The following is a 26,999-nucleotide window of genomic DNA, read 5'->3' as shown; positions in this document are numbered from 1 at the left end:
GCGGGATTCACCGGCCACCCCAATCGGAAAAGCGCTTGCCCTCCTGGGCAAGCCGGGCGAGCAGCGGCGCGGGGCGCAAGGTTTCGTCGCCGCTCTCTTCAGCGAAGCGGTCGAGATCGGCCGCCACCGCAGCGAGGCCGAGGCTGTCGGCCCAATGCATCGGCCCACCGCGCCACGCAGGCCAGTTGTAGCCGTTGAGCCAGATCGTATCGATGTCGCCGGGGCGGGCCGCGATGCCCTCCTCGAGGATGCGCGCGCCCTCGTTGACCATCGGCAGCATCAGCCGGGCGACGATCTCATCCGGCGAGAAGCTGCGGCGAGTGATGCCGTGCTCGGCAGAGGTTCGCTCGATCAGCGCCTCGACCTCGGGGTCGCGCGAGCCCGTCCGGGCACCCTCGGGGTAGAGGTAGAAGCCCTTACCCGTCTTCTGGCCGAGGCGACCCGCCTCGCAGAGCGCATCGGCGACCGGGGCCTTGCCGCCGGTGGCCTTCCGGGTGCGCCAGCCGATATCCAGCCCGGCGAGGTCGCTCATGGCGAAAGGCCCCATGCGGAAGCCGAACTCCGTTACCGCCGCATCGACCTCGTGCGGCAGGGCGCCTGCGAGCAGCAGGCGCTCGCCCGCCGCGCTGCGCCGGGCCAGCATGCGGTTGCCGACGAAGCCGAAGCAGACGCCGACCGTCACCGGCAGCTTGCCGAGCCGCCGGGCGAGGTCGTTGCCCGTGGCCAGGGCATCCGGCGCCGTGCGCGCCGCCCGCACCACCTCCACGAGGCGCATGACGTTGGCCGGGCTGAAGAAATGCAGGCCGAGCACGTCGCCCGGCCGGTCCGTGGCGTCGGCGATCCGGTCGATGTCGAGATAGGACGTGTTGGTGGCGAGAATCGCGCCGGGCTTGGCGATCCGCGACAGGGCGGAGAAGATCGTCTCCTTGATGCCCATCTCCTCGAAGGCCGCCTCGACCACGATGTCGGCCTGTGCCGCGTTGTCCAGGCCGACCGCGCCCGTGATACGGCCCAGCCGCTCTTCCATCGCCGCCTCGCTGAGCGAGCCGCGCTTGACGGACGAGGCGTAGGTGGCGCGCATCCGCGCCAAGCCGCGGTCCAGGGCCTCCTGTTCGGTCTCGATCACGGTGACGGGAATGCCCGCATTGGCGAAGCAGAGGGCGATGCCGCCGCCCATCGTGCCCGCGCCGATCACGGCCGCCGACGCGATCTCCCGCCGTGGGGTCTCCTTGGACAGGCCCGGCACCCGCGCGGTCTCGCGCTCCGCGAAGAAGGCGTAGCGCAGGGCCTTCGAGCGCGGATCGTCCACGAGCGCGAGGAAGCGGGTGCGCTCCGTCTTCACGGCCTCCTCGAAGGGCAGGTCGAACCCGGCGCGGACCACGTCGGCCAGCGCCGCCACGTTCGGCTGGCCGGGCGCCTTCTTCACTGCCTCGGTCGCCTTGGTCTCGAAGCCTGCGCGTGTCGCCGGGTCCAGCCGCTCGCCCCGGTCGCGGACCCGCACCGGCGCGCCGCCTTCGGCTAGCTTGAGCGCATGCGTGCGCGCCGCCTCCACGAGGTCGCCTGTCTCGAGGGCATCCGCGAGGCCCATCGCGACGGCCTTCTTGGCATCGACAGGCTCACCGCTCAGCATCATGGCGAAAGCGGACTCGGGGCCGACGAGGCGCGGCAGGCGCTGCGTGCCACCCGCGCCGGGGATCAGCCCGAGCTTCACTTCCGGCAGGCCGAGCTTGGCCTTGGGTCCGACCACCCGCGCGTGACAGGCGAGGGCGAGTTCGAGACCGCCGCCGAGGGCCGCCCCATAGATTGCGGCGACGACCGGCTTGCCCGCACCGTCGAGGCGGTCGAGCACGTCCGGCAGCAGCGGCGCGCGTGGGGGCGTGCCGAATTCGGAGATGTCGGCTCCACCGACGAACACCTTACCCTCCGCCGCCAGCACCACGGCGCGCACGGAGTCATTCGCCAGCGCCGCCTCCAGCGCGCTATCGATGGCCGCGCGCAGGCCATGGCCCAGCGCGTTCACCGGCGGGTTCGACAGCGTGAGCACGGCGACGCCGCCCAGGATCTCCTGACGAACCACGGTCCCTCCCATCGTTCTGCACTGCAGAATATCGGTTTGCATTTGTGGCCGCATGTCGGGTCGGGGCGCGACGTTTGTCAAGTCTAGCGGCGAAAATCGTGGCGTTTGAAACAGACTTGTTCCGTCATGCAGAACATTGAACCGCTTTCGATTGACAAATTCGGAGCGGGCGTGCGAAGGCGCATCCGCCGAGGCCGCCATGCGGTCTCGCTGTGGACGAGGGTCGTCAGAACCCACGCACGGGATGAAACACGCGCGCTACCGTCATGACGGGCCGCGCCCAGGGAGGAACCCGCATGCTTCGCAGAGCCGCCGCGGCCGCGTCGATCGCCATCGCCACCATGTTGGGGGCGGGGGCCCGTGCCGACGAGATCCTCGTCGGGGCTCACATGCCGCTGACCGGCTCGCTGGCCCGCTCGGGTCAGGCCTTCGACGAAGGCATGCGGGTGGCGATCCAGATGTTCAACGCCCGCTCCGAGAAGCACAAGATCCGCCTCCAGGTGATCGATGACGAGAGCACGCCTGCCAAGGCGGTGTCGGCGGTGGAGAAGCTCGTCTCGGACGGCGCGGTGGCCGTGGTCGGCGGCTACGGCTCGAACATCATCGGCCCGGCCTCGGACGCCTCGAACCGGCTCAACACCACCTACATCACGGCGGGCGCGGTCAGCGACGAGCGACGGCGCGGGGCCTGAAGACCTTCTTCCGCATCAACAACAACGCGGGCTACCAGCGGGGCATCGGCACCCTGCTCGAGACCCTGAAGCCGACCTCCGTGTCGATCCTGGCCTCGACCAAGGAGGCCCCGGCGCTGCTCGCCAAGGGCTTGCAGAAGGACCTGACCGCCAAGGGCGTGAAGGTCACGGTCCACGAGTTCGACCCGGCGATCACCGACTTCAAGCCGATCATCAACAAGGTGAAGCTGCAGGACCGCTCGGACATCCTGATGATGTCGGCCTACGAAAACGACTATGTCGGCATCATCCGCGCCGCCAAGGTGCTGAAGCCGCCGGTCAAGCTGGTCGTCGGCGCGTGGTCGCTCGCTACCCCGAAGATGTATGCCGAGTTTCCCGACCTGATGAACAACGTGGTCGGCACGTCCTTCCTGCCCTTCCCGGTCGAGATGAAGGACGAAGAGGGCAAGCGCTTCGCGGAGGTCTACAAGAAGACCTACAACAAGGAGATCGAGTACCTCTCGACCCTGAGCTTCGTGGAGACCACGATCCTCGCGGAAGCCATTGCCCGCGCGGCCGATGCCGGCACACTGAAGTCCGGCGGCCTGCCCGATGCCATGCGCAAGACCGACCGCGAGACGTTGCTCGGCCCCGTCCAGTTCGACGCTACCGGCGACAACCCGCGCTTCTCCGTGGCGATGGGCCAGCACCGTGCGGGCAAGGTCGTGCTGGTCTCCCCGGCGGCCGCCGCGACGGGCGAGATCGTCTTCCCCGGCCTGCCCTGGTGAGGCGGGAATGACCGATCTCATCCTCCAGGCCCTGTTCTCCGGGCTCCTCGTCGGCAGCGTCTACGCCCTCGTGGCGCTCGGCCTCGCCCTCTCCTTCGGGGCGATGCGGATCATCAACCTCGCCCATGGCGAGCTCGTCCTGCTCGCCGCCTATTGCGCCTACGTGGTCGAGGCCCGTGCGGGGCTCGATCCCTACTACGCCATTCCCCTGGCGCTCCTCGTGGTCACGGCGGTCTGCGCCGTTCTGTTCCTGATGATCGACCGCATCCGCGAGCACCGGGGCTGAACTCGCTGATCCTGACCTTCGGGATCGGCATCATCCTGACGAACGCGATCCTCCTGGCCTTCGCCAGCGACGTGCGCACCACCTCCTCGCCGGTGTTGCAGGACGCGACCTCGGTCGGACCGGTCTATGCCATGAACGGTGAGATCGTCGCCTTCGGCGTCAGCCTCGCGCTGATGGTCGCCCTGTGGTGGTGGCTCAAGAAGAGCTGGTACGGGCGGGCCGTGCGCGCCGTCTCGTCGAACCGGGCGGCGGCCAAGCTCATGGGCATCAGCCCGGTGCGGACCGAGCTGGTCTCGTTCCTCGTCGCGGGCGCGCTCGCGAGCTTCGCGGGCGTGGCGCTCTACACGATGAGCGTGGTGCAACCGGCGGTTGGTCATGCGCTGACCGTGAAGGCGTTCATCGTCACGGTGCTCGCGGGCGTCGGCTCGATCCCCGGCGTGTTCCTGGCCGCGATCCTCCTCGGCGTCACCGAGGCACTCACCGTCACGCTGGCGAGCTCCGCGCTTCAGGAGCTCGCCGGGATGGTGCTGTTCCTCCTCGTCCTCTTCCTGCTGCCGAACGGGCTGTTCGGCGCACGCGCCCGGCGCGGCTGAGGAGAACCCCATGGCCTCCCTCGATTCCGCCCCCGCCGTACCGTTGAAGGCGGCTCCCGCGAAAGCACGCGTGCCCGTCGGCGCCCTGATCGGCCTCGGACTCCTCGTCCTGGCGGCTTTGCCGGTGCTGCTCGGCGCCAGCAACTACATGCTCGGCCTGCTGATCTCGGCGCTGATTCTGTCGGGCGTCGCCCTCGCCTGGGCGCTGCTCGGCAATCTCGGCGGCATGGTCTCCTTCGGCCACGCCGCCTTCTTCGGGGTCGGCGCGTACGCCTCGGCCCTGCTCGCGGGCAAGCTCGGCCTGCCGGTGCTGCTCACCGTGCCCCTCGGCGGGGTCGTGGCCGTCGTGTCATCGCTCGCCATGCTGCCGGCGTTGCGCCTGTCGGGCGCCTATTTCGCGCTTGCCATCCTCGCCTACGCGCAGATCTTCCGCATCCTCGCGACGGAAGCGTCCTGGCTGACCGGCGGCGGCGCGGGCTACCAGCGTTATCCCGGCCTGCCCACCGTATTCGGGTTCGATCTCGCGAGCCGCACCGGCAGCTACCTTCTGCTCGTGGCCTGCGTGGCGCTCTGCGCGCTGGCCTACCACGCGGTGCGGCGCAGCCATGTCGGGCTGGCGCTCCGCGCCATCGCCGACAGCGAGGACGCGACGCGGGTGGTAGGCGTCAACAGCACCTTCCTGAAGTGCCTGATGCTGATGCTCTCGGCCTTCATCACCGGCGTGTTCGGCGCGCTGAACGCCCACATCATCGGCTTCCTCGAGCCGGATTACGCCTTCTCCGGCATCTGGAGCCTGATGCCGATCATCGCTGCGATCTTCGGCGGCTACCGCACCATCGCCGGGCCGATCGGCGGCGCGGTGATCATCTACCTGTTCGACCAGATCGTCGCGAAGGGGCTGATCGCGGTCGGCCACCAGATCATCCTCGGCTTCGTCCTCGTCGGCATGGTGCTGGCCGCGCCGAACGGGCTGCTCGGTCTCGTCAGGAAGAGGGCCCGCCATGCTTGAGCTCGACGCCGTCACCGTCCGCTTCGGCGGGCTGGTGGCGCTCCGCGACGTCACCTTCTCGGTGACGCCGGGGGAGATCCTGGGGCTGGTCGGCCCCAACGGGGCGGGCAAGACCACCCTGTTCAACGGCATCTCCGGGCTGACCCGGGTGCGCGGGCGCATCCGCTTCGAAGGCCGCGACGTCACGAAGCTGCCGCTTTACCGCCGGGCCCGGCTCGGGATCGGCCGTACCTTCCAGATCCCGCAGCCGATGCAGCACCTCACCGTGCGGGAGAACCTCGCCGTCGCGCAGGTCTTCGGCGCGGGCAAACACAATCCAGAGCGGATCGAGGAGATCCTCTCCGTCATGGAGTTGCAAGCGCAGGGCGACCGCCCGGCCGAGAGCGCGCTGGCCCTGCAGGAACTGAAGCGCCTGGAGATTGCCAAGGCGCTCGCCACCGAGCCGCGCCTCCTCCTGCTCGATGAGGTCCTGGCGGGGCTTGAGAGCCAGGCCAAGCGCCAGTTCGCCGCCAAGCTGAAGGAACTGCATCAGCGCTTCGGGCTGACCATCGTCATCGTCGAGCACGACATCGAGACGATCTCGGGCCTCTGCTCGCGGGCGGTGGTGCTGAACTTCGGTGAGATCATCGCCGACGGTACTCCGGCGCAGGTGTTCCGCGATCCCCGCGTCGTCGAGAGCTACACGGGGACCGCCCATGCTTGAGACCCGGAACCTCAAGGCCGGCTATGGCCATATCACCGTCCTGTGGGACCTCTCCCTGACCTTCCGGGAAGGGGCGCTCACCGCCATCGTCGGCCCGAACGGGGCAGGTAAGACCACGCTGCTGCGTGCCCTGACCGGGCTGATCCCCTACGAGGGCGAAATCCGGCTCGGCGGCGAGCGGCTCGCGGGCAAGACCTGGGATCTCGCGTCCCAGGGCCTCGTGATGGTGCCGGAAGGGCGCCTCGTCTTCCGCGACATGAGCGTGGAGGAGAACCTCTGCCTCGGGGCCTACCCGAAGCGGTGCCGGGGCAACCTGTCCGCCGGGCTCGACCGGGTCTACGCGCTGTTTCCCCGTTTGCGCGAGCGGCGCAACCAGGCGGCGGGCTCGCTCTCGGGCGGCGAGGCGCAGATGGTCGCGATGGGTCGGGGGCTGATGTCCCAGCCCAAGATCCTGCTGATCGACGAGCCGAGCCTCGGCCTCGCCCCGGTCATTGTCAACGAGGTGTTCGACATCATCGCCCGCCTGAAGGAAGCCGGGACGACGATCCTGCTGGTCGAGCAGAACACCCGCGTCGCCCTCTCCGTGGCCGACGATGTGCATCTCCTGCGCGGCGGGCAGGTGCGCCTCAGCGCCCCTGCGGGCGAGGTCGATCTCGACCGCCTGCACGATCTCTACTTCGCGCGGGAGGCGCAGAGCGCATGACCGGGACCCTGCGGATCTCCGACCCCGCCGAGGGCGTCCGTCTCCTCACCATCGACCGGCCGACGCGCCGCAACGCCCTCGACCGGGCGACCTACGGAGCCTTGCGCGAGGCGATCCTCCGGGCCGGGGACGAGGGGACCGTGCGTGCCATCGTCCTCACGGGCGCTGGCGGTTGCTTCACCGCCGGCAACGACCTCGCGGATTTCCGCGAGACCGACGAGACCGGGCAGGACAGCCCCGGCCTCGCCCTCCTGAAGGTGCTCGCCGCCTGCCCGAAGCCGCTGGTGGCGGCGGTGGAGGGGCACGCGGTCGGCATTGGCACGACGCTGCTCCTGCATTGCGACCTCGCCTATGCCGGGGAGGGCGCACGCTTCCGCCTGCCCTTCGTCAATCTCGGGCTCAGCCCGGAGGGAGCCTCGAGCTATCTCTTGCCCCTGGTCGCGGGCACGAAGCGCGCCGCCGAACTCCTGATGCTGGGTGAGGTGTTCGGACCCGGGATCGCGGCGGAGGCGGGCCTCGTCAACGCGGTGGTGGCGACGGGCCAAGCCCTCGACACGGCCCTGGCGCGGGCCACGGCGCTGGCGGCACTGCCTCCGGTCTCGATCGCCGCCACCAAGCGGGCGTTGCGGGCGGGCCATGCGGAGATCGTCGCGCGGACGCTCGCGAGCGAGGCCGAGACCTTCCACGCGCTCCGCCGTGGCCCCGAGGCCCAGGCCGCCTTCGCGGCCTTCTTCGCACGGAATGCGGGACGATGAGCGACATGGCCGAGCTGACGACCGAGGCCGAGCCCGAGGAAGGCGGCCCGAAGGAGGACCGGCACTTCGTCACGGCGCTCGCCCGGGGTTTGGCCGTGCTCGCCTGTTTCGGCCGCGGACGGCGGATGCTCGCCAACCACGACATCGCCGAGGCCTGCGGTCTGCCGCGCTCCACCGTGTCGCGGCTGACCTATACGCTGACCAAGCTCGGCTACCTGCAATTCGTCGAGGAATCCGGGAAATACGCGCTGGGCGCCCAGACCATCGCGCTGGGCTCCATGGCGCTCGGCGGGCTCGATGTCCGCCACATCGCGCGGCCGGCGCTACGAGCCGTGGCCCAGGCCGCGAACGCCTCGGTCGGCCTCGGCGTGCGTGACCGGCTGAGCATGCGCTACGTCGATTGCCAGCGCGGCCCGGCCGCGATTTCGCTCAACCTCGATATCGGCTCGCGGATTTCGCTGGCCCGCTCGGCCATGGGCCGGGCCTACATCGCCGTCTGCTCCGACCGGGAGCGCACCGCGCTCTACGAGGAACTGAAGGCCTACGATCCGCTCGCATGGCCCGCCCTGCGCACCGGGCTGGACCGGGCGGTGGAGGAGCACCGGGAGATCGGCTGCTGCACCTCCTTCGGCGAGTGGCAGACCACGGTGTCGGCCATCGCGGTCGGCTTCCATCCGGGCGGTGGACTTCCGCCGATGTCGATCAATTGCGGCGCCCCCACCGTCATCACCGACGCTCGCTTCCTGATGGATGTGGCCCGACCCAAGCTCATCGAGGCCGTGCGCGGCCTCGAGGGCGTGATGGGCACCTGAGATAACGAGGATCCCGATGCTGTTCGATCCCGACGACCTGCCGCTCGCCGGCATCCGCGTGCTGGACCTCTCGCGCGTGCTCGCAGGCCCCTGGTGCGCACAGGTCCTGGGCGATCTCGGCGCCGACGTGATCAAGGTCGAGCATCCCGAGCGCGGCGACGACACCCGCGACTGGGGTCTCAGGACCGGGCCGAGCAACACCTCGTATTTCGACAGCGTCAACCGCAACAAGCGGTCCATCGGGATCGACCTCACCGATCCGGAGGGGTTGGCGCGGGTACGGGAGCTTGCCCGTCAGAGCGACGTGGTGGTGCAGAACTTCAAGACGGGCGGCGCCGACAAGCTCGGCCTCGGCTACGCGACGCTCTCGGCCGAGAATCCCCGCCTGATCTATTGCTCGGTCTCCGGCTATGCCTCGGACGGGCCCGAGGCGACCCGGCCGGGCTACGATCTCGTGATTCAGGGCGAGGCGGGTCTGATGGCCCTGAACGGCGAGGCGGGGCGGCCGCCGCTCAAGTTCGGCCTCGCCGCCGTCGATCTGTTCACCGGGCAGTTCGCGGCGCAGGCCGTGCTTGCCGCCCTGTTCCAGCGCGAGCGCACCGGGCGCGGGCGCCTCGTGGAACTCGCCCTGTACGATTGCGGCGTGGCGCTGACCTCCTATTACGGGCTGGAGGCGATGGCGCAGGGATGCGATCCCGTCCGCTACGGCAACGCCCATCCCTCCATCGTCCCCTACGGCGTGTTCCAGGCCGGGGACGGGCCGATCGTCCTCACGGTGGGCAATAACGGCCAGTACCGGCGCCTCTGCGAGCAGGTGCTGGAGCGCCCGGACCTCTGCACCGACCCACGCTTCACCACCAATCTCGACCGGTCCCGCAACCGTGCCGCCTTCGTGCCGGTGCTGGAAGCGGAACTGGCCAAGTGGACCCGGGCAGACCTGCTCGTCCGTCTCGCCGCCGCCGGGATTCCCTGTGGCGAGGTGCTGGGCCTCCACGAGGCCCTGACCTCGGAGCGGTCCCGGTCGGCGGGATTGGTCGTACCCCCGGACGAGGCCGGGCAGGAGGGGCCGGGCATCCACGTCCTCGCCCCGCCCTATCGCTTCGATGGCGCCCGCCTGCCCGTCCGCGCGAAGCCGCCGGTCCTCGATGGCGGTCGCGCCGACATCCTGGCCTCGCTCTCGGCCGATCCGGCCCAGAGCCCCTGATGACATTCCCGCCGTCCCTCCGCTGGGGACAGCGTGACGGTCGATAGCCAGAGCGCTCGGGATAGGCATACGATCTGCATCGGGACACGGGTGATTCAATGCATCCGTCCCGTTCGTGCCGATGTCGGCCACGGATAAGCCGGTCGCGAGCCTCAAGGCCAGTCATGACGAGCGAGGGTCAAAGCGCTGCACAGTCATCGGGCACGATAGGCTCGACGGCCCTCGATGAGACGTACCGGCGCATCACGTGGCGGTTGTTGCCGTTCCTGATGTTCCTCTGGGTCCTGTCGTGGATCGACAGGGTGAATATCGGTTTCGCCAAACTTCAGATGCTCTCCGAGCTGCGCTTCAGCGAGACCGTCTATGGAATCGGCGCGGGCATCTTCTTCATCGGCTATTTCCTGTGCGAAGTGCCGAGCAACCTGCTCCTGGAATATATCGGCGCCCGCAAGACCATCGCGCGGATCACGTTCCTCTGGGGCATCTGCTGCGTGGCGATGATGTTCGTCACCACGCCGCTGGTCTTCTACGTGCTGCGCTTCCTGCTCGGCGTATTCGAGGCCGGCTTCTATCCCGGCGTCATCCTGTTCCTGACCTATTGGTACCCGAGCGAGCGGCGCGCCAAGGTGTTCGGCCTGTTCATGTCGGCCTCGGCGCTGGCAGGCGTCATTGGCGGTCCGCTGGCCGGGGCGATCATGTCCGGGATGCACGGGGTGAACGGCTGGTCCGGCTGGCAGTGGGTGTTCCTGCTGGAGGGCATCCCCTCGATCCTCGCGGGCCTCGTCACGCTCGTCTACCTCACCGATCGCCCGTCCAAGGCGGGCTGGCTGACGGCGGAGCAGAAGGCGCTGGTGGCGGCCGACCTCGCCCGCGACGCGGCTGCCCTCGGCCATCGCGAGCATCGCATCCTCGCCTCGCTGAAGGATGCCCGCGTCTGGCAATGCATCGCGATCTTCTTCTGCATCATCACGGCGAATTCGGCCCTGACCTTCTACGGCCCGAGCGTGGTGCGCGATGCGGGCTTCACCGATCCGCTCACGGTCGGCTGGATCATGTCGGCGGCCTACCTGTGCGGCGGCGCGGGCATGATCCTCAACGGGCGCCACTCGGATCGCACGGGCGAGGCCCGGCTGCATTGCGGCGTGTCGGCCTTCGTCGGAGCGCTCGCCATCGCGCTCACCGGCTTCCTCATTGCGAGCGCACCGCTCTTCGCCATGCTTACCCTCGCGGTGGCGATCGTGGGGACCATGAGCGCGATCCCGGTCTTCTGGCAGATCCCCGGTCGCTTCCTCGCGGGTTCGGCGGCGGCGGCGGGCATCGCGCTCATCAACTCGGTGGCCAACCTCGCGGGGTTCGGCGCCCCGACGGTGATGGGCTACCTGCGTGAGCACACCGGATCGCCCGCCACCGGCCTGTGGCTCGTGGCGGGGGTCGAGGCTCTGGCGCTCGTGCTGATCCTCGCCTTCGTCCCGCGGGCCAACGCCGCCATGGAGCATCGCGCGCGGGCTCGCGCGGCGCATGAGCCGGCCTGATCCGGGCATCCGATTTGCACCGGCATTCTCACCGATCCCCCCGCCTTGAGGAGACACGCGCTTTGGACCCCTCCGATCGATTTGCCCTGACGCGGCGCTGCCTCGTCGGGACCGGCCTCGGCGCCGTTGCGGCCGGTTCCGCCGGAAGCGCGTGGGCGCAGGGCACGCCCAATCCGGCGGAGGCGCCGATGAAGCCCGGAACCCTGACCACGGCGCCGGTCTCCCAGGCTGGCCTTTCGCCGCGTCTGACGCTCCACGCCATCGACAACTTCCACGGCACGCCCGGCGCGGGCATGGTCTGTGACCTCGCGATGCATGACGGGCAGGGCTACAAGCCGATCAAGACCGTCACCACGGCCCCCACCGGGCGAACCGCCGAGCCGCTCCTCGTGGACGAGGCCTTCAAGCCTGGCCGCTACGAGCTGGTGATGCATTTCGAGGACTACTTCGCAAAACTCGGCGTCGCCCTGCCGAAGCCGAACTTCCTCAGCCTCGTGCCGATCCGCTTCCAGATCCGCGATGCCGGCCAGCGCTACCATCTGCCGGTGCTGTTCACGCCCTGGGGCTATTCCTACTATCGCGGCAGCTGACGCGCCGGTCTTCGCACCACGCAATCAGGAGATCCGACATGGCCGGCATCACGACGCACGTCCTCGACACCGACCGCGGGCGCCCCGCCGCGGGAGTCCGCATCGATTTCTCGGTGTGGGAGAATGATCAGTGGCGCCTCGTGAAGAGTGTCGTCACCAATGCCGATGGGCGCACCGACGGGCCGATCCTGCCCGCCGACAAGGCGGCCACGGGCCAGTACCAGCTGGAATTTCACGTCGAGCCGTATTTCAAGGCACGCCCCGGCACCAACGAGACCGACATCTTCATCGACAACCCGGTGGTCCGCTTCTCGGTCTTCGACGCCAAGCAGCATTACCATGTGCCGATGCTCTGCGCCCCGTCGAGCTTCACCACCTATCGCGGAAGCTGACGCGGAATGCCCGATCTCCACCAGATCAACGGTCTCGACCGGGACGCCTTCGTGACCCTTCTCGGAGGCGTGTTCGAGCACGCCGCCTGGGTGGCGGAGGCGGCCTATGCCAAGAAGCCCTTCGCAACCGTGCACGACCTGCACGCCGCCATGATGGCCGCCGTCCGCGAAGCGCCGGTCGAGACACGCCTCGCCTTCCTCAACGGGCACCCGGAATTGGCAGGCCCCGAGGCCAGGGCCAAGGCGATGACGGCAGATTCATCGCAGGAGCAGGGCAGCGCGGGTCTCGACCGCCTGTCTGAGGCGGACGCGGAGTCCTTCGACCGGTTGAACGCCACCTATCGCGACCGCTTCGGGTTTCCCTTCATCGTCGCCGTGCGCGGTCGCGATCTGCGGGAGATCCTCGTGCTGTTCGAGCAACGAGTCCAGAACGAGCACGACGCGGAAGAAGCGACGGCCCTCGACGAGATCACCGCCATCACGCGGATGCGCCTGGACCGGCTCGTCCAGGATTCCTAGTGCCGTATCCGGCCAGGCGGCTTCAGGCCGCCTCGGTCCTGCGTGCGGGGGCAGGAGAGGAGGCTTGGGAGGGGGCTTGGGAAGGGGCTTGGGCCGAGACGCTCTTCAGGGCCGCCACCATCGCGTCAGTCTGGGCATCCAGTGCCAGGAGCGCGTCGTCGTGCGCGGTGCGGCGATAGGCAAGCGCGGCGCCTGCCAGCACGGTGGCGAGGCTGGCCACCAGCGGCGTGACGATCAAGGCGGCGAGCTTGCTGATCGGGGCGAGTGCGATAGCCGTGACGATGCCGCTACCGAGTGCCGTTGCCACCAAGACGATCATCGGAGCCCCGCCCGATACATGGGATCAGGCCGTCCCGATCATCCACGAAGCAACGCTATGAAACATTCGTTAACGATTGGTTAACGCCAAGCTCTATGCGTAGCAACAGCTTTAGGGATTGAGCGTTTTACAGCCAAGATTCAGGGGGAATCGATGAACCGACTGTTTGGCATTGCGGTAAAACCATCCCCCGGGCGATCGTCAGCGTTAATGATCGCTTAAGTTGCAAAGGGTCTCGCAACGACGCGGCATAGGCGAGTCTCTACCTGTCGGATCGCCCCAGAAAATCGAGGGGCCAGAGCAGCAGGAGGGACTGGGCAAGGAAAGCGCCTTGAAACGTCGCGTTGATCTCGAAGCCGCGCTTGAGAACCTTGAGGAAAGATCGGCACTCGACAGCACCTTCGATCCCGACCGCGACCGCGAGCACGGTCGAAACGATGACGAGGCTGAACCAGCCGAGCCAGCGCGCAGCAACCAGTCCAATCACAGCAACGACAATGAAAATCACACCCGCGTCCCCGGCCTTCGCCCGCTTCCGGAGGGCGGAGCCTACGCACTTTACATAGCGTGCGATAGTTCCCAGGAAACCATGTATCCGCATGTTGCGGCGCACAGCATGCTTGCCAACGACAATAAGTCCCTCCCTGTAAATGACTATTGATAGCTTGTCCGACGCATGCATCAAATTTGGTCACTCATCCGGAGGCGGCTCGCCCGCATGACCGCAGGCGAGCCGAATTCCGGTATTCAGGCCGCAAGCGGAAGGGCCGCGCGGGCTTCGATCGCCTTGCGCACGATGGCCTCGACCTCCGCCCGGCGGGCACCGGAGAGCGGCTTGCGCGGGGCGCGCACATGCTCGGTCGAACCGATGGCGAGGGCCTCGGCGAGTTTGATGTTCTGGACGAGGTAGGTCGAGACATCGAGGTCGAGGAGCGGGCGGAACCAGCGGTAGATCTTCAGCGCCTCCTCGTAGCGACCTGCCTTTACCAGCCGGTAGATCGCCACCGTCTCTTCAGGGAAGGCGACGACCAGGCCCGCGACCCAGCCGCAGGCGCCGACCGTCAGCGCCTCGAAGGCGAGGTTGTCGACGCCGGTCAGCACCGCGTAGCGGTCGCCCAGACGGTTGATGATCTCGGTGGTGCGGCGGATATCGTCGGAGGATTCCTTGATCGCCACGAAGCGGCTGTCGGGGGCGAGCTCCTCCATGATCTCGGGTGTCACGTCGACGCGGTAGGCGATGCGGTTCGAGTAGATCATCACCGGCAGATCGCCGGCGGCGGCGACGGCGCGCAGCGTCTCGACCGTCTCGGCCGGGTTGGTGTGGTAGATCGGGCTCGGCACGACCATCAGGCCGGTAGCGCCGGCCTGCGCCGCCTTGGCGGCCAGTGCGCAGGCTTCGCGGGTGCCGGCCTCGGAGACGGTCATGAGGGTCGGCTTGCCCTTCGTGACCGACTGCGCGCGCTTCAGCACCTCGATGCGCTCGTCCTGCGAGAGCATCGGCCCCTCGCCCAGCGAGCCGCACACGATGATGCCGTCACAGCCCGCATCCATCTGCAGGCCGAAGCAGCGCTCCATCTCGGCATGGTCGAGGCTGCCGTCTTCCTTGAACTTGGTCGTGACGGCGGGGATGACTCCGGTCCACATGGCTAATCGTCCTTCCGGTGCTTGAACCTTGCGTCCGTTGGGGACGCGCGACTCCGCTTCGCGCACGCGGCCGGTCGGCGGCGTGGCGGCGAACTTCCCCGGGCCCGGTGATCGGGCGCGGGAATTCGTGATGGCGTCAGGCCGCCTCGGCGGCCGGGGCTCCCTCCGGCTCCGGGCGGGCGGCCGGGCGGCGGCGCTCCCGCTCGGACCGGCGGCGGCGCAGGTGGAGGAACTCGCCCACCACGCCCCGCCGGAAGAAGGAGACGCAGACGATGAAGATCAGCCCGATCACAACGGTGACGAGATCACCGATCGTGGCGAGGTAGTTCTGAAGGCCGACGACCAGGGCCGCCCCGACGAGGGGGCCGAAGATCGTGCCGACGCCGCCGAGCAGCGTCATCAGCACCACCTCGGTCGAGGTGTGGAGCGAGACGTCGTTGAGGGAGACCAACTGGAACACCAGGGCCTTCATGGAGCCCGCATAGCCCGCCACCGCTGCCGAGAGCACGAAGGCCAGGAGCTTGAAGCGCCCGGAATCGTAGCCGAGCGAGATCGCCCTCGGCTCGTTGTCGCGCACCGCCTGAAGCAACTGGCCGAAGGGCGAATGCACCACCCGGTCGATGAACAGGAAGCCCGCCGCGAACAGCGCCAGCGTCACGTAGTACATCGTCGTGTCGGAGGTCAGGTCGAGCCCGAACAGGCTGCCGCGCGGGATGCCCTGGAGCCCGTCCTCACCGCCGGTCCAGCGGAACTGCACCGCGAGGAAGTAGACGATCTGCGACAGGGCGAGGGTGATCATCGCGAAGTAGATGCCCTTCCGCCGGATCGCGAGGCCGCCGATGGCGAGGCCGACCAGCGCCGCCGCCGCGACCCCGGCCACGAAGGCCACGGGCATCCCGAGCGGGTGGGCGCCGAAGCGGATCATCAGCGCGCCGGTCACATAGCCCGCACTGCCGAGGAAGGCGGCATGGGCGAAAGAGACGAGGCCGGTGAAGCCGAGCAGCAGATTGAAGGCGCAGGCGAACAGCCCGTAGCACATCACCTTCATTACGAAGACCGGATAGATGAGCCCCGGCACGAAGGGGACCACGAGCGCCGCTGCCAGCAGCACCAGAAAGATCTTGAAGGTCGTCGACATCGCGCTGTCCCCCTCAGACTTCGCGGCCGAACAGGCCGGCGGGGCGCACCAGCAGGGCGAGCGCCATGATGACGAAGACCACCACCGTCGAGGCCTCCGGGTAGATCACCTTGGTCAGGCCCTCGATCAGGCCGAGGGCGAGCCCGGTCATCATCGAGCCGAGGATCGAGCCGAGGCCGCCGATCACCACCACGGCGAAGACGATGTTGAGGAGGTTGCCGCCCATCAGCGGTGTCACCTGCATGATCGGCGCGGCGAGCACCCCGGCGATCCCGGCGAGCGCCACGCCGAACCCGTAGGTGAGGGTGATCATCACCGGCACGTTGATGCCGAAGGATTGGAGCAGACGGGGATTCTCGGTCCCCGCGCGGAGATAGGCGCCGAGCTTGGTGCGCTCGAACAGGTACCACGTGCCGAAGCAGATCAGCAGCGAGGCGACGACCACGAAGACGCGGTATTTCGGGAGCAGCATGAAGCCGACATCGACGGGCCCCTGCAGGATCTCCGGCGGCTCGTAGCCCTGGCCGGACACGCCGAAGGCGTAGCGGAAGCCGCCTTCCATCACGAGGGCGACGCCAAAGGTGAGGAGCAGGCCGTAGAGGTGGTCGAGGTGGTAGAGCCGCCGCAGCAGCGTCCGCTCGATCGCCATCCCGAAGATCGCGACGAGGATCGGCGCCAGCACCAGCGCGAACCAGAAATTCACCTGGAAATCCGGGTAGCCGAGCCAGGGGCCGATCTGCGTCATCCCGATCCAGGCCAGGAACGCCGCCATCATGAACTGCGCCCCGTGGGTGAAGTTGATAATGTTCAGCAGGCCGAAGATGATGGCGAGGCCCATGCTCAGCATGGCGTAGAAGCAGCCGCCGATGAGGCCGATGGTGAGCTGGGCCATGAAGGCCTGAAGGGTGATGTCCATGGTGGGGCCACCGGCCTAGAGAGTGGGTCGGGCTGCGCGGCTGATGCGCCGTCCCTCCCCCGCCGAGGGGGAGGGACGAGAGGGCTCAGCCCTTCGCGTTGAGCGGGCAGGCGTCGGACGGCTTGGGGAACACGTCCTCGCCCTTCAGCACGGCGCGGACGTTGTAGAAGTCCCAGTCACGCTTGGACTCGGCGGGCTTCTTCACCTGCAGGAGCAGCATGTCGTGCACCAGGGCGCCGTCGGCGCGCAGGTGGCCGTTGCGGATCACCGCATCGTCGATCGTCATGGTGCGCAGCTTGGCCATCACGGCGCCCGCCTCGTCGGTACCCGCCGCTTCGATCGCCTTGAGGTAGTTCAGCGCCGCCGAGTAGACCGCCGCCTGCGAGGCGCTCGGCATCCGCTTCATCTTGGCGAAGTACTTCTCCGCGAAGGCGCGGGAGCGGTCATCGTAATCCCAGTAGAAGGCTTCCGTCAGGTACATGTCCTGGGCCTTGGCGAGGCCGAGGCTCTTCACGTCGGTGATGTAGGTGAGGAGCGGGGCGATGACCTGCTTGTCGCTGCGGCCGATTCCGTATTCGGCGGCCTGCTTGACGGCGTTGATCGTGTCGCTGCCTGCGTTGGCAAGCGCGATCACTTGGGCGCCGCTCGCCTGGGCCTTGAGCATGAAGGACGAGAAGTCGCCGCCGGGGAAGGGGTGGCGGGAGACGCCGAGTACCTTGCCGCCCTCGGCCTCGACGACCGCCGAGGCGTCCTTCTCCAGCGAATGGCCGAAGGTGTAGTCGGCGGTGACGAAGTACCAGCTCTTACGCCCGGTCTTCAGCAGCGCCTTCGCGGTGCCCGCGGCGAGCGCGTAGGTATTGACCATCCACTGCGCGTTGAGGGGCGAGCATTTCTCGTTGATCGCCGCCATGGCGACGCCCGCCGAGAGCATCGTCACCCGGTTCTTCTGCTTGGCGATCTCCATCACGGCGAGCGCCGTCGAGGAGGTCGGGAAGTCGGCGATCATGTCGACCTTGCCCTGGTCGAACCATTCCCGGGCGAGGTTGGCCGCGATATCCGGCTTGTTCTGGTGGTCGGCGGCGACGAGTTCGACCGGCGCACCGAGCACCTTGCCGCCCATCTCGTCGATGGCGATCTGCGCCGCCACCGCCGAGCCGCGCCCGGTGAAGTCCGAATAGATGCCCGACAGGTCGTTGAGGATGCCGATCTTGACGACGCCGTCGCTGACCTTGTCGGCGGCGAGCGCCGGGAGGGTCAGGGACGCGAGCGACGCGCCGAGCAGTGAACCGATGAACCGCGACCGCATGGTCCTTCTCCCCTTCGCCCCGCTGCGCGGGCCCCGCGTGGATCATGTGCCGGCCCCCCGCAGGGGAGCGCGGCGGTTGGTTGCGTCAGACGCCCAGCAGGCGCCCGACCTCCGCCTCGCGGGCATCGACCTCGGCCGCCGCGATCTCGGCGGCGACATGGCCGTGCTCGATCACGTAGTGGCGGTCGGCGAGATGCCGGGCGAAGTGGAAGTTCTGTTCGACGAGCACGATGGTGAAGCCCCGGCTCTTGAGGAGCGCCACCGCCCGGCCCAGGGCCTCGACGATCACCGGGGCGAGCCCCTCCGTGATCTCGTCGAGGAGCAGGATGCGGGCCCCCGTCGTCAGGATGCGGCCGAGCGCCAGCATCTGCTGCTCGCCGCCGGAGAGGCGCCCGCCGTAGCTGTCGGCCCGCTCGGCGAGGTTCGGGAACATCGACAGCACTTCGTCCACGCTCATCCCGCCCGGCCCCAGCCGGGGCAGCAGGGTCAGGTTCTCCTGCGTGGTGAGGGTGCGGTAGATGCCGCGCTCCTCCGGGCAGTAGCCGAGGCCGAGCCGGGCGACCTTGTGCGTGCTGAGCCGGATCGTCTCCTGGCCCTGGACCTTCACCGACCCGGCGCGCCGGTCGGTGAGGCCGAGGATCGCCTTCAGTGTCGTGCTGCGCCCGGCGCCGTTCCGCCCCAGCAGGGTGACGCACTCGCCCTCGCGGACGGTGAGATCGATCCCGTGGAGCACGTGGCTCTCGCCGTACCAGGCTTCCAGGCCGCGGATGTCCAGAACGGTGGCCGCCTCAGGCATGACCGCCTCCGAGATAGGCGGCCTTCACCGCAGGATCGGCCGAGACCTGCGCGTAGGTGCCCTGAGCCAGGATCTCGCCCCGCTGAAGCACCGTGATCGCGTCGCAGAGATCGGCCACCACCGACATGTTGTGCTCGACCATCAGGATCGTCCGCCCCTTGGCAATCCGGCGGATCAGCCGCTTGATCCGGTCCACGTCGTCGATCGCCATGCCCTGAGTCGGCTCGTCGAGGAGCAGCATCGGCGGGTTGAGCGCGAGCGTCGTCGCGATCTCCAGGGTGCGCTTGCGGCCGTAGGACAGGTCCGCTGCATTCGCCTCGGCATAGTCGGCGAGGCCGACATCGGAGAGCAGCGCCATCGCCTCCGCGTCGAGGGCCGAGAGCGAGCGCACCGAGCGCCAGAACTGGTACTGCGTGCCGAGCCGCCGCTGGAGCGCCACGCGGACATTGTCGCGCACGCTCATGTTCGGGAAGGTCGCCGAGATCTGGAACGAGCGGACGATGCCGCGCCGGGCGATCGCCGCCGAGGATTCGGCCGTGATGTCGGCGCCCTCGTAGACGATCCGGCCGGAGGTCGGCGTGTGGACCTTCGTCAGCAGGTTGAAGAACGTCGTCTTACCCGCGCCGTTCGGGCCGATGAGCGCATGGATCGTGTGGCGGCGGACTTGCAGGTCGACGCCGCGGACGGCGGTGAAACCACCGAACGCCTTGGTCAGCCCCTGTGTCTCCAGTGCGTTCTCCGACACACCAAGCCCCCTGCCGAATCTCGTTTTTGTAGATTGTATAAAATCTGCGAAGCGTCAAGCAGGTTCAGGGGCGGTACGAGCCCCGTTTCCTCAATCGGCGTGGGCGCGACGGTAGATTTCGATGAGAGAGGTCGCCGCGTGCGCGATATGAGCGTGCAGCAACTCCGCGGCCTCGCCGACCTTGTCCGCCTCGCACAGAGCGACGATCTGGGTGTGCTCCCGGTCCGCGCGGGCGACATCGCCTGAAGCCGAGAGTTGAAGCCGGGTCGGCCGGTCGCAATCCTGAAGCAGGCCGGAGATGATGCTGAGCGAGCGCGGACGCGCCGCGTGGCGCAGCAGGTCCAGGTGGAACCGCCGGTTCAGTTCGCCCCAGCGCTCGATCTGCCCCGCTTCCAGGGCGGCGCCATATTCCTCGGTAAGTGCCCGCAATCCTTTGTAATCCGCTCGGGTGAAGCGCGGTGCGGAAAGGGCCAGCAGGGGCGGCTCGAGTTGCAGGCGAAGCTGGAAGATGTCCTCGACCTCCTCCACCGAGAGGCCCGCGACCACGGCCCCGCGATGGGGTACGATCTTCACGAGGCCCCCCGCCTCCAGTTGCAGCAGGGCCTCGCGGATCGGGATCCGGCTGATGCCGAATTCCTCCGCCAGGGCGTCCTGCCGAAGCTGGATGCCCGGCGCCAATTCGCCGTTCAGGATCCGCTGCCGCAGGGATTCCGCCACGGCGGCTGAGACGGTCCTGTGCCGCAGGCGGCCGGGCGGAGACGTCGTGGAATCCTCTAGCGCCATCACACCCTCTGGAAGCTTCGTAGATTTTATACAATGGCCTGCCGGTCTGGCAACCGGCCGAACGGCCGCAGCCGGCATTTGCACGAAGCTTGCAGGCCGCCTGGACGCCGATCAGCGAACCGGGACGCGCCGGGAATGGATGGACACGCCCTCAGGCAGGCCTTGCCCGCGCATTGGCGCACGCAGGAGATGTTCCTTATCCAAGAGGTGATGAACCTCATCGGCAAGGGCCTCGGCCTCGATCAGATCGCCCGCGAAATGCTGCATCTCCTGTCCGAGATCGTCGGGCTCAACCGAGGGCGTATCGTCCTCAAGGATCCCGGCGGCGAGGGATATCGCATCGCCTATTCCTACGGTCTCACCCGCGAGGAGGCGGCCCGCGGCCGCTACGCGCCGGGGGAGGGCATCACCGGCCGGGTCATCCAGGACGGGCACCTCATCATCGTGCAGGACATCGACAAGGACCCGACCTTCCTCGGGCGGGCCGTGGCGCGGGCGCAGCTTCCGCGCGGGGCCGTGTCGTTCCTGGCCCTGCCGATCCGGGTCGAGCACAGGACGGTCGGGGCGATCGCCTGCCACCGGATCCGGCACCGGGAGCGGGCGCTCTCGGACGATCTCACGATCCTGCGGATCATCGCGACGATGGTCAGCCAGTTGCTGACCCTCAACGAGCGGGTGGAGCGCAAGACCCGGGCGCTCGAGGAGCACAACGACATGCTGGCGCGGGAACTGCGCATCAAGCGCGCCCGCTACGGCATCATCGGCACCTCGCCCGCCCTGTTGCGCGCCCTCGTGCAGGTCGAGAAGGTCGCGGATGCGACGGCGAGCGTCTTGCTGCTCGGGGAATCCGGCACCGGCAAGGAACTCTTCGCCCGCGCGCTGCACTTGGCGGGGCCGCGCCGGGACAAGCCGTTCATCAAGGTGAATTGCGCAGCGATTCCCGACAGCCTGTTCGAATCCGAACTGTTCGGGCACGAACGCGGCGCCTTCACCGGGGCGGTCGAGGCGCGGGCAGGCTGGTTCGAGCAGGCGAGCGGCGGCACGATCTTCCTCGACGAAATCGGCGAGATGCCCGCCATCCTCCAGACCAAGCTCCTGCGGACCCTGCAGGAGGGCACCGTCGTGCGCCTCGGCGGCAAGCGCGAGATCCGTGTCGACATGCGCCTCGTCGCGGCGACGAACCGGGACCTCGCCGCCGAGGTGGCCCATGGCCGCTTCCGGGAGGATCTGTTCTACCGGCTCAACGTCGTGCCGATCACCCTGCCGCCACTGGCGGACAGGCGCAGCGACATCCCCGATCTGGTCCTGCATTTCCTCACGCAGGCGAACCAGAGCAACCAGCGCAATGTCCACCTGACGCAGGACGCCGTGGCGCATCTCGCCCGGCAGCCCTGGCCGGGCAACATCCGCCAACTCGCCAACTTCATCGAACGGCTCGTCCTTCTGGCGAGCGAGGGCGTGCTCGATGTCGAGGACGTGCAGCCGATGCTCGAAGGCGCCCAGGTCATGACGCCCACCTTCGCCGCAACGGCCTATTCCGCGCCGGACCGGGCGGCGGCGTTGCGCGCGCTCGCGACCGTGCGGCCCTACATGCCTGCCGACTCCCATGGGCATGCGGAGCTCCGCATGGCCCTGACCCAGGCCGGGGGCAACAAGACCCGCGCCGCGCAGAGGCTCGGACTGACGGAACGGCAATTCTCGTATCGCTGGCGGAAGCTTCAGACTGCCCCTTGAGGGACTCTGCGTTTCTTCTCCTGCCCCGTCCCTCATCTTGGCCTCCGGATCAGAATCGACGGACGATCCGACAAAGCCCGACATTGTCGACAAAATGTCGACAATCACCCCCGAAGCGGCGACCGCATAGCAAAGCTTTTCCCTCTTAAAGCATTGCGATGGAACGTTTTTTCAAAAAGTTCGTCGTGCTTGTGGTGTGGCATCCGGCTTGCCAATCCCCTCCCGAGCCGAGCCCGGCGAGGCTCGTGCAAGGAGAGAACACCGCCATGAGCGCCAGCGCCGCCCCCACCACCGTCACCACCTATCTGCGCCCGATCGACCGGGACGGGCTGATGCAGTTCGCGGAGAAGGGCCGGAATAATCCGGGTTCGCGGGGCACCAACAAGGTCCACACCGTCGTCGAGGGACAGTACCGCACCCTCAGCTATGTCGGCGATCACAAGCCGGTCGTGGTGGACGAGCCCCTGCACCTGTTCGGTGAGAACACGGCCCCGGCGCCGGGCGAGATCGTGCTCTCGGCGCTGGGTGGCTGCCTTGCGGTCGGCATCACCGCCGTCGCGACGTGGAAGCAGGTGCGGCTCTCCCGCCTCGAACTGCATCTCGAGGGCGATATCGGCAATCCGGCCGCCTGGGGCGCCGGTGGCGCCGAGAAGATGCCCGCCGATATGGGCTTTCAGGAGATCCGGGTGGCCGTGACCATCGAGGGCGATGCCAGCCGCGAGGAACTCGACGCCATCGTGCAGCACGCGAACCTCTACTCGCCGGTAGCCAACTCCATGCGCAACCCGATCCCCTTCAAGATCGGCCTCGCCTCCTGAGACCCGTGGCGGGACGAAAGAGCGTCCCGCCGCTTCCCCGCTTCTTGAGGAGACTGCACGATGTCGAGCGCCCTCGCTGTCCGCGCGGTGGATCATGACGTGCCGGACGCCGCTCCGGCCCATCCCGAATGGTCCGATGCGGCCGTCCTCGCCGGAACGAAGGCCATCGCCGACGGTCCGCTGAGTGCGGCGGCGGTCGAGATCGACCGCGGGGCCTACCCGCTCGATATCCTCGGTCAGCTCGGCGCGGCCGGAGCGCTCGGCGTCCATCTCGACCGGCACGGGGCGCGCTTCGGCCTGTCGCTCGCCGCCATGCAGGCCGCGAGCCGGGCCTGCGGCGCCACGGGCTTCCTGATGTGGTGCCACGATGTCTGCGGCCTCTACCTCGAGCAATCGGGCAACCCGGCTCTGACGGGGGGCGTGCTCGACGCCCATGTGGCGGGCCGGACGTTCGGCGGAACGGCGCTCTCCAACCCTATGAAGGCCTTCGCCGGGATCGAGCCGATCCTGCTGCGCGCCCGGCGCGTCCCCGGCGGCTACCGGGTCAGCGGCATGCTGCCCTGGGTCAGCCATATCGGGCCCGGCCAATATTGCGGCGCCATCGCGGGGGTCACCGGCCCCGGCGACACGATCAGCCACGAGATCATGTTCCTCCTGGCGTGCGACCGCGTGGAATTGCGGCCCTGTCCGCATTTCTCCGGCATGGAGGGCACCAGCACCTGGGGGGTGCGGGTGGACGACCTCTTCGTCGGTCAGGACGACCTCATCGCCGATCCGGCGCGGCCCTTCATCGGGCGAATCCGCGCCGCGTTCATCCTGCTTCAGTGCGGCATGGGCCTCGGCGTGAGCGAGGGCAGCCTCGAGTCCATGCGGGCGGTCGAGGAGCCCCTGGGCCACGTCAACCAGTTCCTCGATGACCGGCCGGACTCGATCGCGGCCGAACTCGCCGAACTGCGCGAGCGCGTGATGCGGCTTGCGCGGACGCCCTACGAGACCGCGACCGATTACCTGATCGATGTCCTCGATGCCCGGGCTCAGGTCGCCGAACTGTCGCTGCGCGCCTCGCAATCGGCGCTGCTGCACCAAGGGGCTCGGGGCTACCTGATGTCGGCGGCACCCCAGCGCCGGATCCGCGAGGCGCATTTCGTCGCCATCGTCACCCCCGCGATCAAGCATCTGCGCTGGGAGATGGCGCGGCTGTCGCGCGAGACGCTGCCCGCCGCGACCGGGGGAGGACGGGCATGAGCGCGCCGGAACCGACCGACGGCCTCGGCCCCTGGCAACAATTCCTCTGCCGGGCCTGCGGCCTGATCTACGACGAGGGCGAGGGCGACCCCGATAGCGGACTACCCCCCGGCACCCGCTTCGCGGATATCCCCGAGGATTGGGCCTGCCCGATCTGCGGCGTCACGAAATCCGATTTCGAGCCCTACCGGCGGCGGGCTGCGGTCGCCCCGGCCGCGATCTCCCCGGCGCCGCAGCGTCGGCCGGGCGTGGTGATCGTCGGCGGCGGGCTCGGCGGATGGAGCGTCGCGGAGGCAATCCGCGCCGAGGATGCGCAGGTTCCGATCACGCTGGTCACGGCTTGCGACGGGGGCCTGTACCACAAGCCCGAATTGTCCATCGCGCTGGGTCGCGGCCTGACACCCGAGGCGCTCCGGCGCGAGACGGGGCGGGACGCGGCGGCGCGCCTCGGCCTGCGCCTGATGGCCGAAACCGTGGCCGTTGGGCTTTCGCCGGACCGGCATTCCCTGCGCACGACGCGGGGCACCCTGTCCTACACCCACCTCGTCCTCGCCCACGGGGCACGGCCGGCGCTGCCCGCCTGCCTCGATCCGGCTCTGTGTTGGCGGGTGAACGACCTCGCCGCGTGGAGCGCTCTCCATGGCGAACTCGCGCGCGGTCTCCGTTCGGTCGCGGTGATCGGGGCCGGGCTCGTGGGATGCGAACTGGCCGAGGATCTGGCCCGCGCGGGTTATGCGGTCACGCTCCTCGGGGCGGAGGCCTTGCCGCTGCCCGAACTCCTGCCGGAACCGGCCGGGCGGCGCCTGCTGGCGGGCCTCAAGGGGATCGGCATCCGTTATCGGGGTGCCAGCCTCGTCAGCGGCCTCGCCCGGCAGCCAGACGGCGAGATCGCCCTCTCCATGGCGGACGGCACGAGGCTGACGGCAGAGACGGTGATCGCCGCGACCGGCCTCGCGACGCCCTCGCGTCTCGTGCGTGGAGCGGGTCTCGCCTTCGAGAACGGCATCGTGGTCGATCCCACGACCCTGCGCACCAGCGCGCCGGACATCTTCGCCCTGGGCGATTGCATCAGCCTCGAAGGGCGGCCCTGTCGCTTCATCGAGCCCATCGCCCGCCAAGCCGAGACCATCGCCCACGCAATCCTCGGAAAGCCGCATCCTGGCTACGCTCATGCCGCGCCCGTGATCCGCCTGAAGAGCCGCGTGGCCCCCATCGCCGTCCACGGTAGGCCGGTCGCGGGAGCGCCGTGGCACGTCGTGGAAGAGACCGCGCAAAGGCTCGCGATGGAGCAGCGGCGGGACGGCGATGTCGTCGCCTGGCTCGCGGCCTGAGGGCAGTCGCGATGACCTCCCGCCCACGCTCCGGTGCGGCCCTGCTCGATCGCTGGGCTCGGCCTGCCGACAATGTCGACAAAAGATCGACATTGTCGAAGGGCCCCGCGCCGATCCGTCCGCATTCTTCCGCGGCAAGCCGCTGATGTGACGAACAAATCCAGCGAGGGTCGCGATTGGCGCGACTGTTGCTGAGCGTTTCTGACCTGCTCTGCCGGAGATCGCGATGGCCCCGTTCGACAACCCCTTCGCCGCCAAGCGCCGCCTCGCCCGAGGCGGCTGTTCCTGCGGAGCGCACGCGACGCAGGCCGCGCACGAGGCGGCGGTGCCGGGTGGGGATGCCGCGATTGAGCGCGCCGTCGAGGCGACGATGATGCGGGCCCTGTTCCCGCATCAGGCCGAGCGCCGCGCCTTCCTGCGGAGCGTCGGGCTCGCGACCGCGACGGCGGCAATCAGCCAGATCCTCCCGACGAGGTTCGTGGCCGAGGCCTTCGCGGAGGCGGGCAAGCCGGAGAAGACCGATCTGAAGGTCGGCTTCATCCCGATCACCTGCGCCACGCCGATCATCATGGCCAAGCCCATGGGCTTTTACGAGAAGCAGGGGCTGAACGTCGAAGTGGTGAAGACCGCCGGCTGGGCGGTGGTGCGCGACAAGACCCTGAACAAGGAATACGACGCCGCCCACATGCTGGCGCCGATGCCGCTCGCCATCACCATGGGGCTCGGCTCGAACCCGGTGCCCTTCGCGGTGCCCGCGATCGAAAACGTCAACGGGCAGGCGATCTGCCTCGCCACCAAGCACAAGGACAACCGCGACCCGAAGAACTGGAAGGGCTTCAAGCTCGCGATCCCGTTCGATTACTCGAACCACAATTACCTGCTGCGCTATTACCTCGCCGAGCACGGCATCGACCCGGACACAGACGTGCAGCTCCGCTCGGTGCCGCCGCCCGAAATGGTCGCCAACCTCCGTGCCGACAACATCGACGGGTTCCTCGCCCCCGACAACATCGTCCAGCGCGCGGTCTATGACGGCGTCGGCTTCATCCACGTGCTGTCGAAGGAGATCTGGGACGGGCATCCCTGCTGCTCCTTCTCGGTGGCGCAGGACACGATCCGCACGATGCCGAACGCCACCGCCGCGCTCCTGCGGGCGATCCTGCAGGCGACCGCCTATGCCTCGGCGCCGGAGAACCGGAAGGAGATCGCCGCCGCCATCGCGCCCGCCAACTACCTGAACCAGCCGCTCACCGTCGTGGAGCAGGTGCTCACCGGCACTTATGCGGATGGGCTCGGCGGGGTGAAGAAGGACCCGAAGCGGGTCGCCTTCGATCCCTTCCCCTACGAGAGCTTCGCGATCTGGACGCTGACCCAGATGAAAAGGTGGGGTCAGATCAAGGGCGACGTCGATTACGCCGCCGTGGCCAAGCAGGTCTACCGCGCCACCGACGCCGCCAAGCTGATGCGCCAGGAGGGGCTGACCCCGCCGGAGGCCACCACCAAGACCTTCGTGGTGATGGGCAAGACCTTCGATCCGGCCAAGCCCGCCGAATACCTCGATTCCTTCAAGATCAAGCGCGCGAGCTGAGC

General features: G+C 68.4%; 29 protein-coding genes. 20 read left to right on the top strand and 9 right to left on the bottom strand.

All coding sequences use genetic code 11. The annotated features are described in order from the left end of the window. Nucleotides 1-7: 7 nt before the first annotated feature. Nucleotides 8-2,089: a 3-hydroxyacyl-CoA dehydrogenase NAD-binding domain-containing protein gene (locus ACFQE0_RS04840; protein ID WP_378967605.1), complete on the bottom strand. Its 2,082-nt coding sequence runs from the start codon at nucleotides 2,087-2,089 to the stop codon at nucleotides 8-10. A gap of 284 nt (nucleotides 2,090-2,373) precedes the next feature. Between ACFQE0_RS04840 and ACFQE0_RS04835 the strand changes: the two genes are divergently transcribed. From ACFQE0_RS04835 to uraD, 14 genes are all read left to right on the top strand, one after another. After that, nucleotides 2,374-2,769, top strand: a complete 396-nt coding sequence (locus tag ACFQE0_RS04835; protein WP_378967602.1) for an ABC transporter substrate-binding protein — start codon at nucleotides 2,374-2,376, stop codon at nucleotides 2,767-2,769. Next, complete coding sequence (locus ACFQE0_RS04830; protein ID WP_378975271.1) at nucleotides 2,766-3,536, top strand: ABC transporter substrate-binding protein; 771 nt, start codon at nucleotides 2,766-2,768, stop codon at nucleotides 3,534-3,536. The genes ACFQE0_RS04835 and ACFQE0_RS04830 overlap by 4 nt, the downstream gene beginning before the upstream one ends. Nucleotides 3,537-3,543: 7 nt before the next feature. Continuing rightward, entirely contained in the window at nucleotides 3,544-3,822 is a 279-nt protein-coding gene (locus ACFQE0_RS04825; RefSeq protein WP_378967600.1) for an ABC transporter permease subunit, read from the top strand. Beyond that, nucleotides 3,771-4,415: a branched-chain amino acid ABC transporter permease gene (locus ACFQE0_RS04820; RefSeq protein ID WP_378975269.1), complete on the top strand. Its 645-nt coding sequence runs from the start codon at nucleotides 3,771-3,773 to the stop codon at nucleotides 4,413-4,415. Before ACFQE0_RS04825 ends, ACFQE0_RS04820 begins: the two co-directional genes overlap by 52 nt. 10 nt (nucleotides 4,416-4,425) lie before the next feature. Next, complete coding sequence (locus ACFQE0_RS04815) at nucleotides 4,426-5,424, top strand: branched-chain amino acid ABC transporter permease (RefSeq protein ID WP_089231103.1); 999 nt, start codon at nucleotides 4,426-4,428, stop codon at nucleotides 5,422-5,424. After that, nucleotides 5,417-6,127, top strand: coding sequence for an ABC transporter ATP-binding protein (locus ACFQE0_RS04810; protein WP_378967598.1), 711 nt, complete (start codon nucleotides 5,417-5,419; stop codon nucleotides 6,125-6,127). The genes ACFQE0_RS04815 and ACFQE0_RS04810 overlap by 8 nt, the downstream gene beginning before the upstream one ends. Further along, on the top strand, nucleotides 6,120-6,830 hold the full coding sequence (locus ACFQE0_RS04805) for an ABC transporter ATP-binding protein (RefSeq protein WP_043074381.1): 711 nt from the start codon (nucleotides 6,120-6,122) through the stop codon (nucleotides 6,828-6,830). The genes ACFQE0_RS04810 and ACFQE0_RS04805 overlap by 8 nt, the downstream gene beginning before the upstream one ends. Then, a complete protein-coding gene (locus ACFQE0_RS04800; RefSeq protein WP_378967595.1) occupies nucleotides 6,827-7,585 on the top strand; it encodes an enoyl-CoA hydratase-related protein in 759 nt (252 codons plus the stop codon). Before ACFQE0_RS04805 ends, ACFQE0_RS04800 begins: the two co-directional genes overlap by 4 nt. Before the next feature lie 5 nt (nucleotides 7,586-7,590). Continuing rightward, nucleotides 7,591-8,397, top strand: a complete 807-nt coding sequence (locus ACFQE0_RS04795) for an IclR family transcriptional regulator (protein ID WP_378967593.1) — start codon at nucleotides 7,591-7,593, stop codon at nucleotides 8,395-8,397. A 16-nt stretch (nucleotides 8,398-8,413) separates the two neighbouring features. Beyond that, on the top strand, nucleotides 8,414-9,601 hold the full coding sequence (locus ACFQE0_RS04790) for a CaiB/BaiF CoA transferase family protein (protein WP_378967591.1): 1,188 nt from the start codon (nucleotides 8,414-8,416) through the stop codon (nucleotides 9,599-9,601). Between the two features lie 164 nt (nucleotides 9,602-9,765). Next, nucleotides 9,766-11,133, top strand: coding sequence for an MFS transporter (locus tag ACFQE0_RS04785; protein ID WP_378967589.1), 1,368 nt, complete (start codon nucleotides 9,766-9,768; stop codon nucleotides 11,131-11,133). Between the two features lie 62 nt (nucleotides 11,134-11,195). Further along, a complete protein-coding gene (uraH, locus tag ACFQE0_RS04780) occupies nucleotides 11,196-11,723 on the top strand; it encodes a hydroxyisourate hydrolase (protein WP_378967587.1) in 528 nt (175 codons plus the stop codon). A gap of 38 nt (nucleotides 11,724-11,761) precedes the next feature. Then, entirely contained in the window at nucleotides 11,762-12,115 is a 354-nt protein-coding gene (gene uraH, locus ACFQE0_RS04775; RefSeq protein WP_378967584.1) for a hydroxyisourate hydrolase, read from the top strand. Between the two features lie 6 nt (nucleotides 12,116-12,121). After that, on the top strand, nucleotides 12,122-12,634 hold the full coding sequence (gene uraD, locus ACFQE0_RS04770) for a 2-oxo-4-hydroxy-4-carboxy-5-ureidoimidazoline decarboxylase (RefSeq protein WP_378967582.1): 513 nt from the start codon (nucleotides 12,122-12,124) through the stop codon (nucleotides 12,632-12,634). Between the two features lie 22 nt (nucleotides 12,635-12,656). On the opposite strand, the gene ACFQE0_RS04765 is transcribed toward uraD, so the two are convergent. Then, nucleotides 12,657-12,953, bottom strand: coding sequence for a hypothetical protein (locus ACFQE0_RS04765; RefSeq protein ID WP_378967580.1), 297 nt, complete (start codon nucleotides 12,951-12,953; stop codon nucleotides 12,657-12,659). A gap of 331 nt (nucleotides 12,954-13,284) precedes the next feature. Here ACFQE0_RS04765 and ACFQE0_RS04760 point away from each other — a divergent pair, with 331 nt between their 5' ends. Beyond that, on the top strand, nucleotides 13,285-13,614 hold the full coding sequence (locus tag ACFQE0_RS04760; RefSeq protein ID WP_378967578.1) for a hypothetical protein: 330 nt from the start codon (nucleotides 13,285-13,287) through the stop codon (nucleotides 13,612-13,614). 86 nt (nucleotides 13,615-13,700) lie between these two features. On the opposite strand, the gene ACFQE0_RS04755 is transcribed toward ACFQE0_RS04760, so the two are convergent. The 7 genes from ACFQE0_RS04755 to ACFQE0_RS04725 all read right to left on the bottom strand — a co-directional run bounded on the left by ACFQE0_RS04755 (nucleotide 13,701) and on the right by ACFQE0_RS04725 (nucleotide 20,281). Continuing rightward, nucleotides 13,701-14,597, bottom strand: a complete 897-nt coding sequence (locus ACFQE0_RS04755) for a dihydrodipicolinate synthase family protein (RefSeq protein WP_378967576.1) — start codon at nucleotides 14,595-14,597, stop codon at nucleotides 13,701-13,703. Between the two features lie 136 nt (nucleotides 14,598-14,733). Then, nucleotides 14,734-15,735, bottom strand: a complete 1,002-nt coding sequence (locus ACFQE0_RS04750; protein ID WP_378967573.1) for a branched-chain amino acid ABC transporter permease — start codon at nucleotides 15,733-15,735, stop codon at nucleotides 14,734-14,736. Nucleotides 15,736-15,748: 13 nt separating this feature from the next. After that, nucleotides 15,749-16,651 (bottom strand): branched-chain amino acid ABC transporter permease, encoded by a 903-nt coding sequence (locus ACFQE0_RS04745; RefSeq protein ID WP_378967571.1) that lies wholly within the window; start codon nucleotides 16,649-16,651, stop codon nucleotides 15,749-15,751. Nucleotides 16,652-16,736: 85 nt separating this feature from the next. Beyond that, a complete protein-coding gene (locus ACFQE0_RS04740) occupies nucleotides 16,737-17,957 on the bottom strand; it encodes an ABC transporter substrate-binding protein (protein ID WP_378967569.1) in 1,221 nt (406 codons plus the stop codon). Nucleotides 17,958-18,042: 85 nt separating this feature from the next. Then, nucleotides 18,043-18,753 (bottom strand): ABC transporter ATP-binding protein, encoded by a 711-nt coding sequence (locus ACFQE0_RS04735; protein ID WP_378967567.1) that lies wholly within the window; start codon nucleotides 18,751-18,753, stop codon nucleotides 18,043-18,045. Next, on the bottom strand, nucleotides 18,746-19,498 hold the full coding sequence (locus ACFQE0_RS04730) for an ABC transporter ATP-binding protein (protein WP_378967565.1): 753 nt from the start codon (nucleotides 19,496-19,498) through the stop codon (nucleotides 18,746-18,748). The genes ACFQE0_RS04735 and ACFQE0_RS04730 overlap by 8 nt, the downstream gene beginning before the upstream one ends. Before the next feature lie 90 nt (nucleotides 19,499-19,588). After that, the gene (locus ACFQE0_RS04725; RefSeq protein WP_378967563.1) at nucleotides 19,589-20,281 is read right to left on the bottom strand and encodes a GntR family transcriptional regulator; all 693 of its coding nucleotides are present in this window, start codon (nucleotides 20,279-20,281) and stop codon (nucleotides 19,589-19,591) included. 135 nt (nucleotides 20,282-20,416) lie between these two features. Here ACFQE0_RS04725 and ACFQE0_RS04720 point away from each other — a divergent pair, with 135 nt between their 5' ends. The 5 genes from ACFQE0_RS04720 to ACFQE0_RS04700 all read left to right on the top strand — a co-directional run bounded on the left by ACFQE0_RS04720 (nucleotide 20,417) and on the right by ACFQE0_RS04700 (nucleotide 26,997). Beyond that, on the top strand, nucleotides 20,417-22,015 hold the full coding sequence (locus ACFQE0_RS04720) for a sigma-54-dependent Fis family transcriptional regulator (RefSeq protein WP_378967560.1): 1,599 nt from the start codon (nucleotides 20,417-20,419) through the stop codon (nucleotides 22,013-22,015). Between the two features lie 266 nt (nucleotides 22,016-22,281). Then, nucleotides 22,282-22,833 (top strand): OsmC family protein, encoded by a 552-nt coding sequence (locus tag ACFQE0_RS04715; protein ID WP_378967558.1) that lies wholly within the window; start codon nucleotides 22,282-22,284, stop codon nucleotides 22,831-22,833. 60 nt (nucleotides 22,834-22,893) lie between these two features. Next, entirely contained in the window at nucleotides 22,894-24,078 is a 1,185-nt protein-coding gene (locus ACFQE0_RS04710) for an acyl-CoA dehydrogenase (protein WP_378967554.1), read from the top strand. Beyond that, nucleotides 24,075-25,409: an FAD-dependent oxidoreductase gene (locus tag ACFQE0_RS04705; protein WP_378967552.1), complete on the top strand. Its 1,335-nt coding sequence runs from the start codon at nucleotides 24,075-24,077 to the stop codon at nucleotides 25,407-25,409. Before ACFQE0_RS04710 ends, ACFQE0_RS04705 begins: the two co-directional genes overlap by 4 nt. Before the next feature lie 226 nt (nucleotides 25,410-25,635). After that, entirely contained in the window at nucleotides 25,636-26,997 is a 1,362-nt protein-coding gene (locus tag ACFQE0_RS04700; protein ID WP_378967550.1) for a CmpA/NrtA family ABC transporter substrate-binding protein, read from the top strand. Nucleotides 26,998-26,999: the final 2 nt, after the last annotated feature.

It is taken from the genome of Methylobacterium komagatae (genome assembly GCF_042661665.1).
GTDB classification, from domain to species: Bacteria; Pseudomonadota; Alphaproteobacteria; order Rhizobiales; family Beijerinckiaceae; genus Methylobacterium; species Methylobacterium komagatae.
This window is presented reverse-complemented; position numbering and strand designations above follow the sequence as displayed.

Bases quoted from the DNA above. Each gene is read 5' to 3' on its own strand.
- uraD (WP_378967582.1), top strand. From the start codon at position 12,122: ATGCCCGATCTCCACCAGATCAACGGTCTCGACCGGGACGCCTTCGTG.
- uraH (WP_378967584.1), top strand. From the start codon at position 11,762: ATGGCCGGCATCACGACGCACGTCCTCGACACCGACCGCGGGCGCCCC.
- ACFQE0_RS04750 (WP_378967573.1), bottom strand. From the start codon at position 15,735: ATGTCGACGACCTTCAAGATCTTTCTGGTGCTGCTGGCAGCGGCGCTC.
- ACFQE0_RS04825 (WP_378967600.1), top strand. From the start codon at position 3,544: ATGACCGATCTCATCCTCCAGGCCCTGTTCTCCGGGCTCCTCGTCGGC.
- ACFQE0_RS04700 (WP_378967550.1), top strand. From the start codon at position 25,636: ATGGCCCCGTTCGACAACCCCTTCGCCGCCAAGCGCCGCCTCGCCCGA.
- ACFQE0_RS04765 (WP_378967580.1), bottom strand. From the start codon at position 12,953: ATGATCGTCTTGGTGGCAACGGCACTCGGTAGCGGCATCGTCACGGCT.
- ACFQE0_RS04725 (WP_378967563.1), bottom strand. From the start codon at position 20,281: ATGGCGCTAGAGGATTCCACGACGTCTCCGCCCGGCCGCCTGCGGCAC.
- ACFQE0_RS04840 (WP_378967605.1), bottom strand. From the start codon at position 2,089: ATGGGAGGGACCGTGGTTCGTCAGGAGATCCTGGGCGGCGTCGCCGTG.
- ACFQE0_RS04740 (WP_378967569.1), bottom strand. From the start codon at position 17,957: ATGCGGTCGCGGTTCATCGGTTCACTGCTCGGCGCGTCGCTCGCGTCC.
- ACFQE0_RS04720 (WP_378967560.1), top strand. From the start codon at position 20,417: ATGGATGGACACGCCCTCAGGCAGGCCTTGCCCGCGCATTGGCGCACG.
- ACFQE0_RS04705 (WP_378967552.1), top strand. From the start codon at position 24,075: ATGAGCGCGCCGGAACCGACCGACGGCCTCGGCCCCTGGCAACAATTC.
- ACFQE0_RS04735 (WP_378967567.1), bottom strand. From the start codon at position 18,753: ATGCCTGAGGCGGCCACCGTTCTGGACATCCGCGGCCTGGAAGCCTGG.
- ACFQE0_RS04710 (WP_378967554.1), top strand. From the start codon at position 22,894: ATGTCGAGCGCCCTCGCTGTCCGCGCGGTGGATCATGACGTGCCGGAC.
- ACFQE0_RS04785 (WP_378967589.1), top strand. From the start codon at position 9,766: ATGACGAGCGAGGGTCAAAGCGCTGCACAGTCATCGGGCACGATAGGC.
- ACFQE0_RS04805 (WP_043074381.1), top strand. From the start codon at position 6,120: ATGCTTGAGACCCGGAACCTCAAGGCCGGCTATGGCCATATCACCGTC.
- ACFQE0_RS04835 (WP_378967602.1), top strand. From the start codon at position 2,374: ATGCTTCGCAGAGCCGCCGCGGCCGCGTCGATCGCCATCGCCACCATG.
- ACFQE0_RS04745 (WP_378967571.1), bottom strand. From the start codon at position 16,651: ATGGACATCACCCTTCAGGCCTTCATGGCCCAGCTCACCATCGGCCTC.
- ACFQE0_RS04795 (WP_378967593.1), top strand. From the start codon at position 7,591: ATGGCCGAGCTGACGACCGAGGCCGAGCCCGAGGAAGGCGGCCCGAAG.
- ACFQE0_RS04790 (WP_378967591.1), top strand. From the start codon at position 8,414: ATGCTGTTCGATCCCGACGACCTGCCGCTCGCCGGCATCCGCGTGCTG.
- ACFQE0_RS04715 (WP_378967558.1), top strand. From the start codon at position 22,282: ATGAGCGCCAGCGCCGCCCCCACCACCGTCACCACCTATCTGCGCCCG.
- ACFQE0_RS04800 (WP_378967595.1), top strand. From the start codon at position 6,827: ATGACCGGGACCCTGCGGATCTCCGACCCCGCCGAGGGCGTCCGTCTC.
- ACFQE0_RS04755 (WP_378967576.1), bottom strand. From the start codon at position 14,597: ATGTGGACCGGAGTCATCCCCGCCGTCACGACCAAGTTCAAGGAAGAC.
- ACFQE0_RS04815 (WP_089231103.1), top strand. From the start codon at position 4,426: ATGGCCTCCCTCGATTCCGCCCCCGCCGTACCGTTGAAGGCGGCTCCC.
- ACFQE0_RS04810 (WP_378967598.1), top strand. From the start codon at position 5,417: ATGCTTGAGCTCGACGCCGTCACCGTCCGCTTCGGCGGGCTGGTGGCG.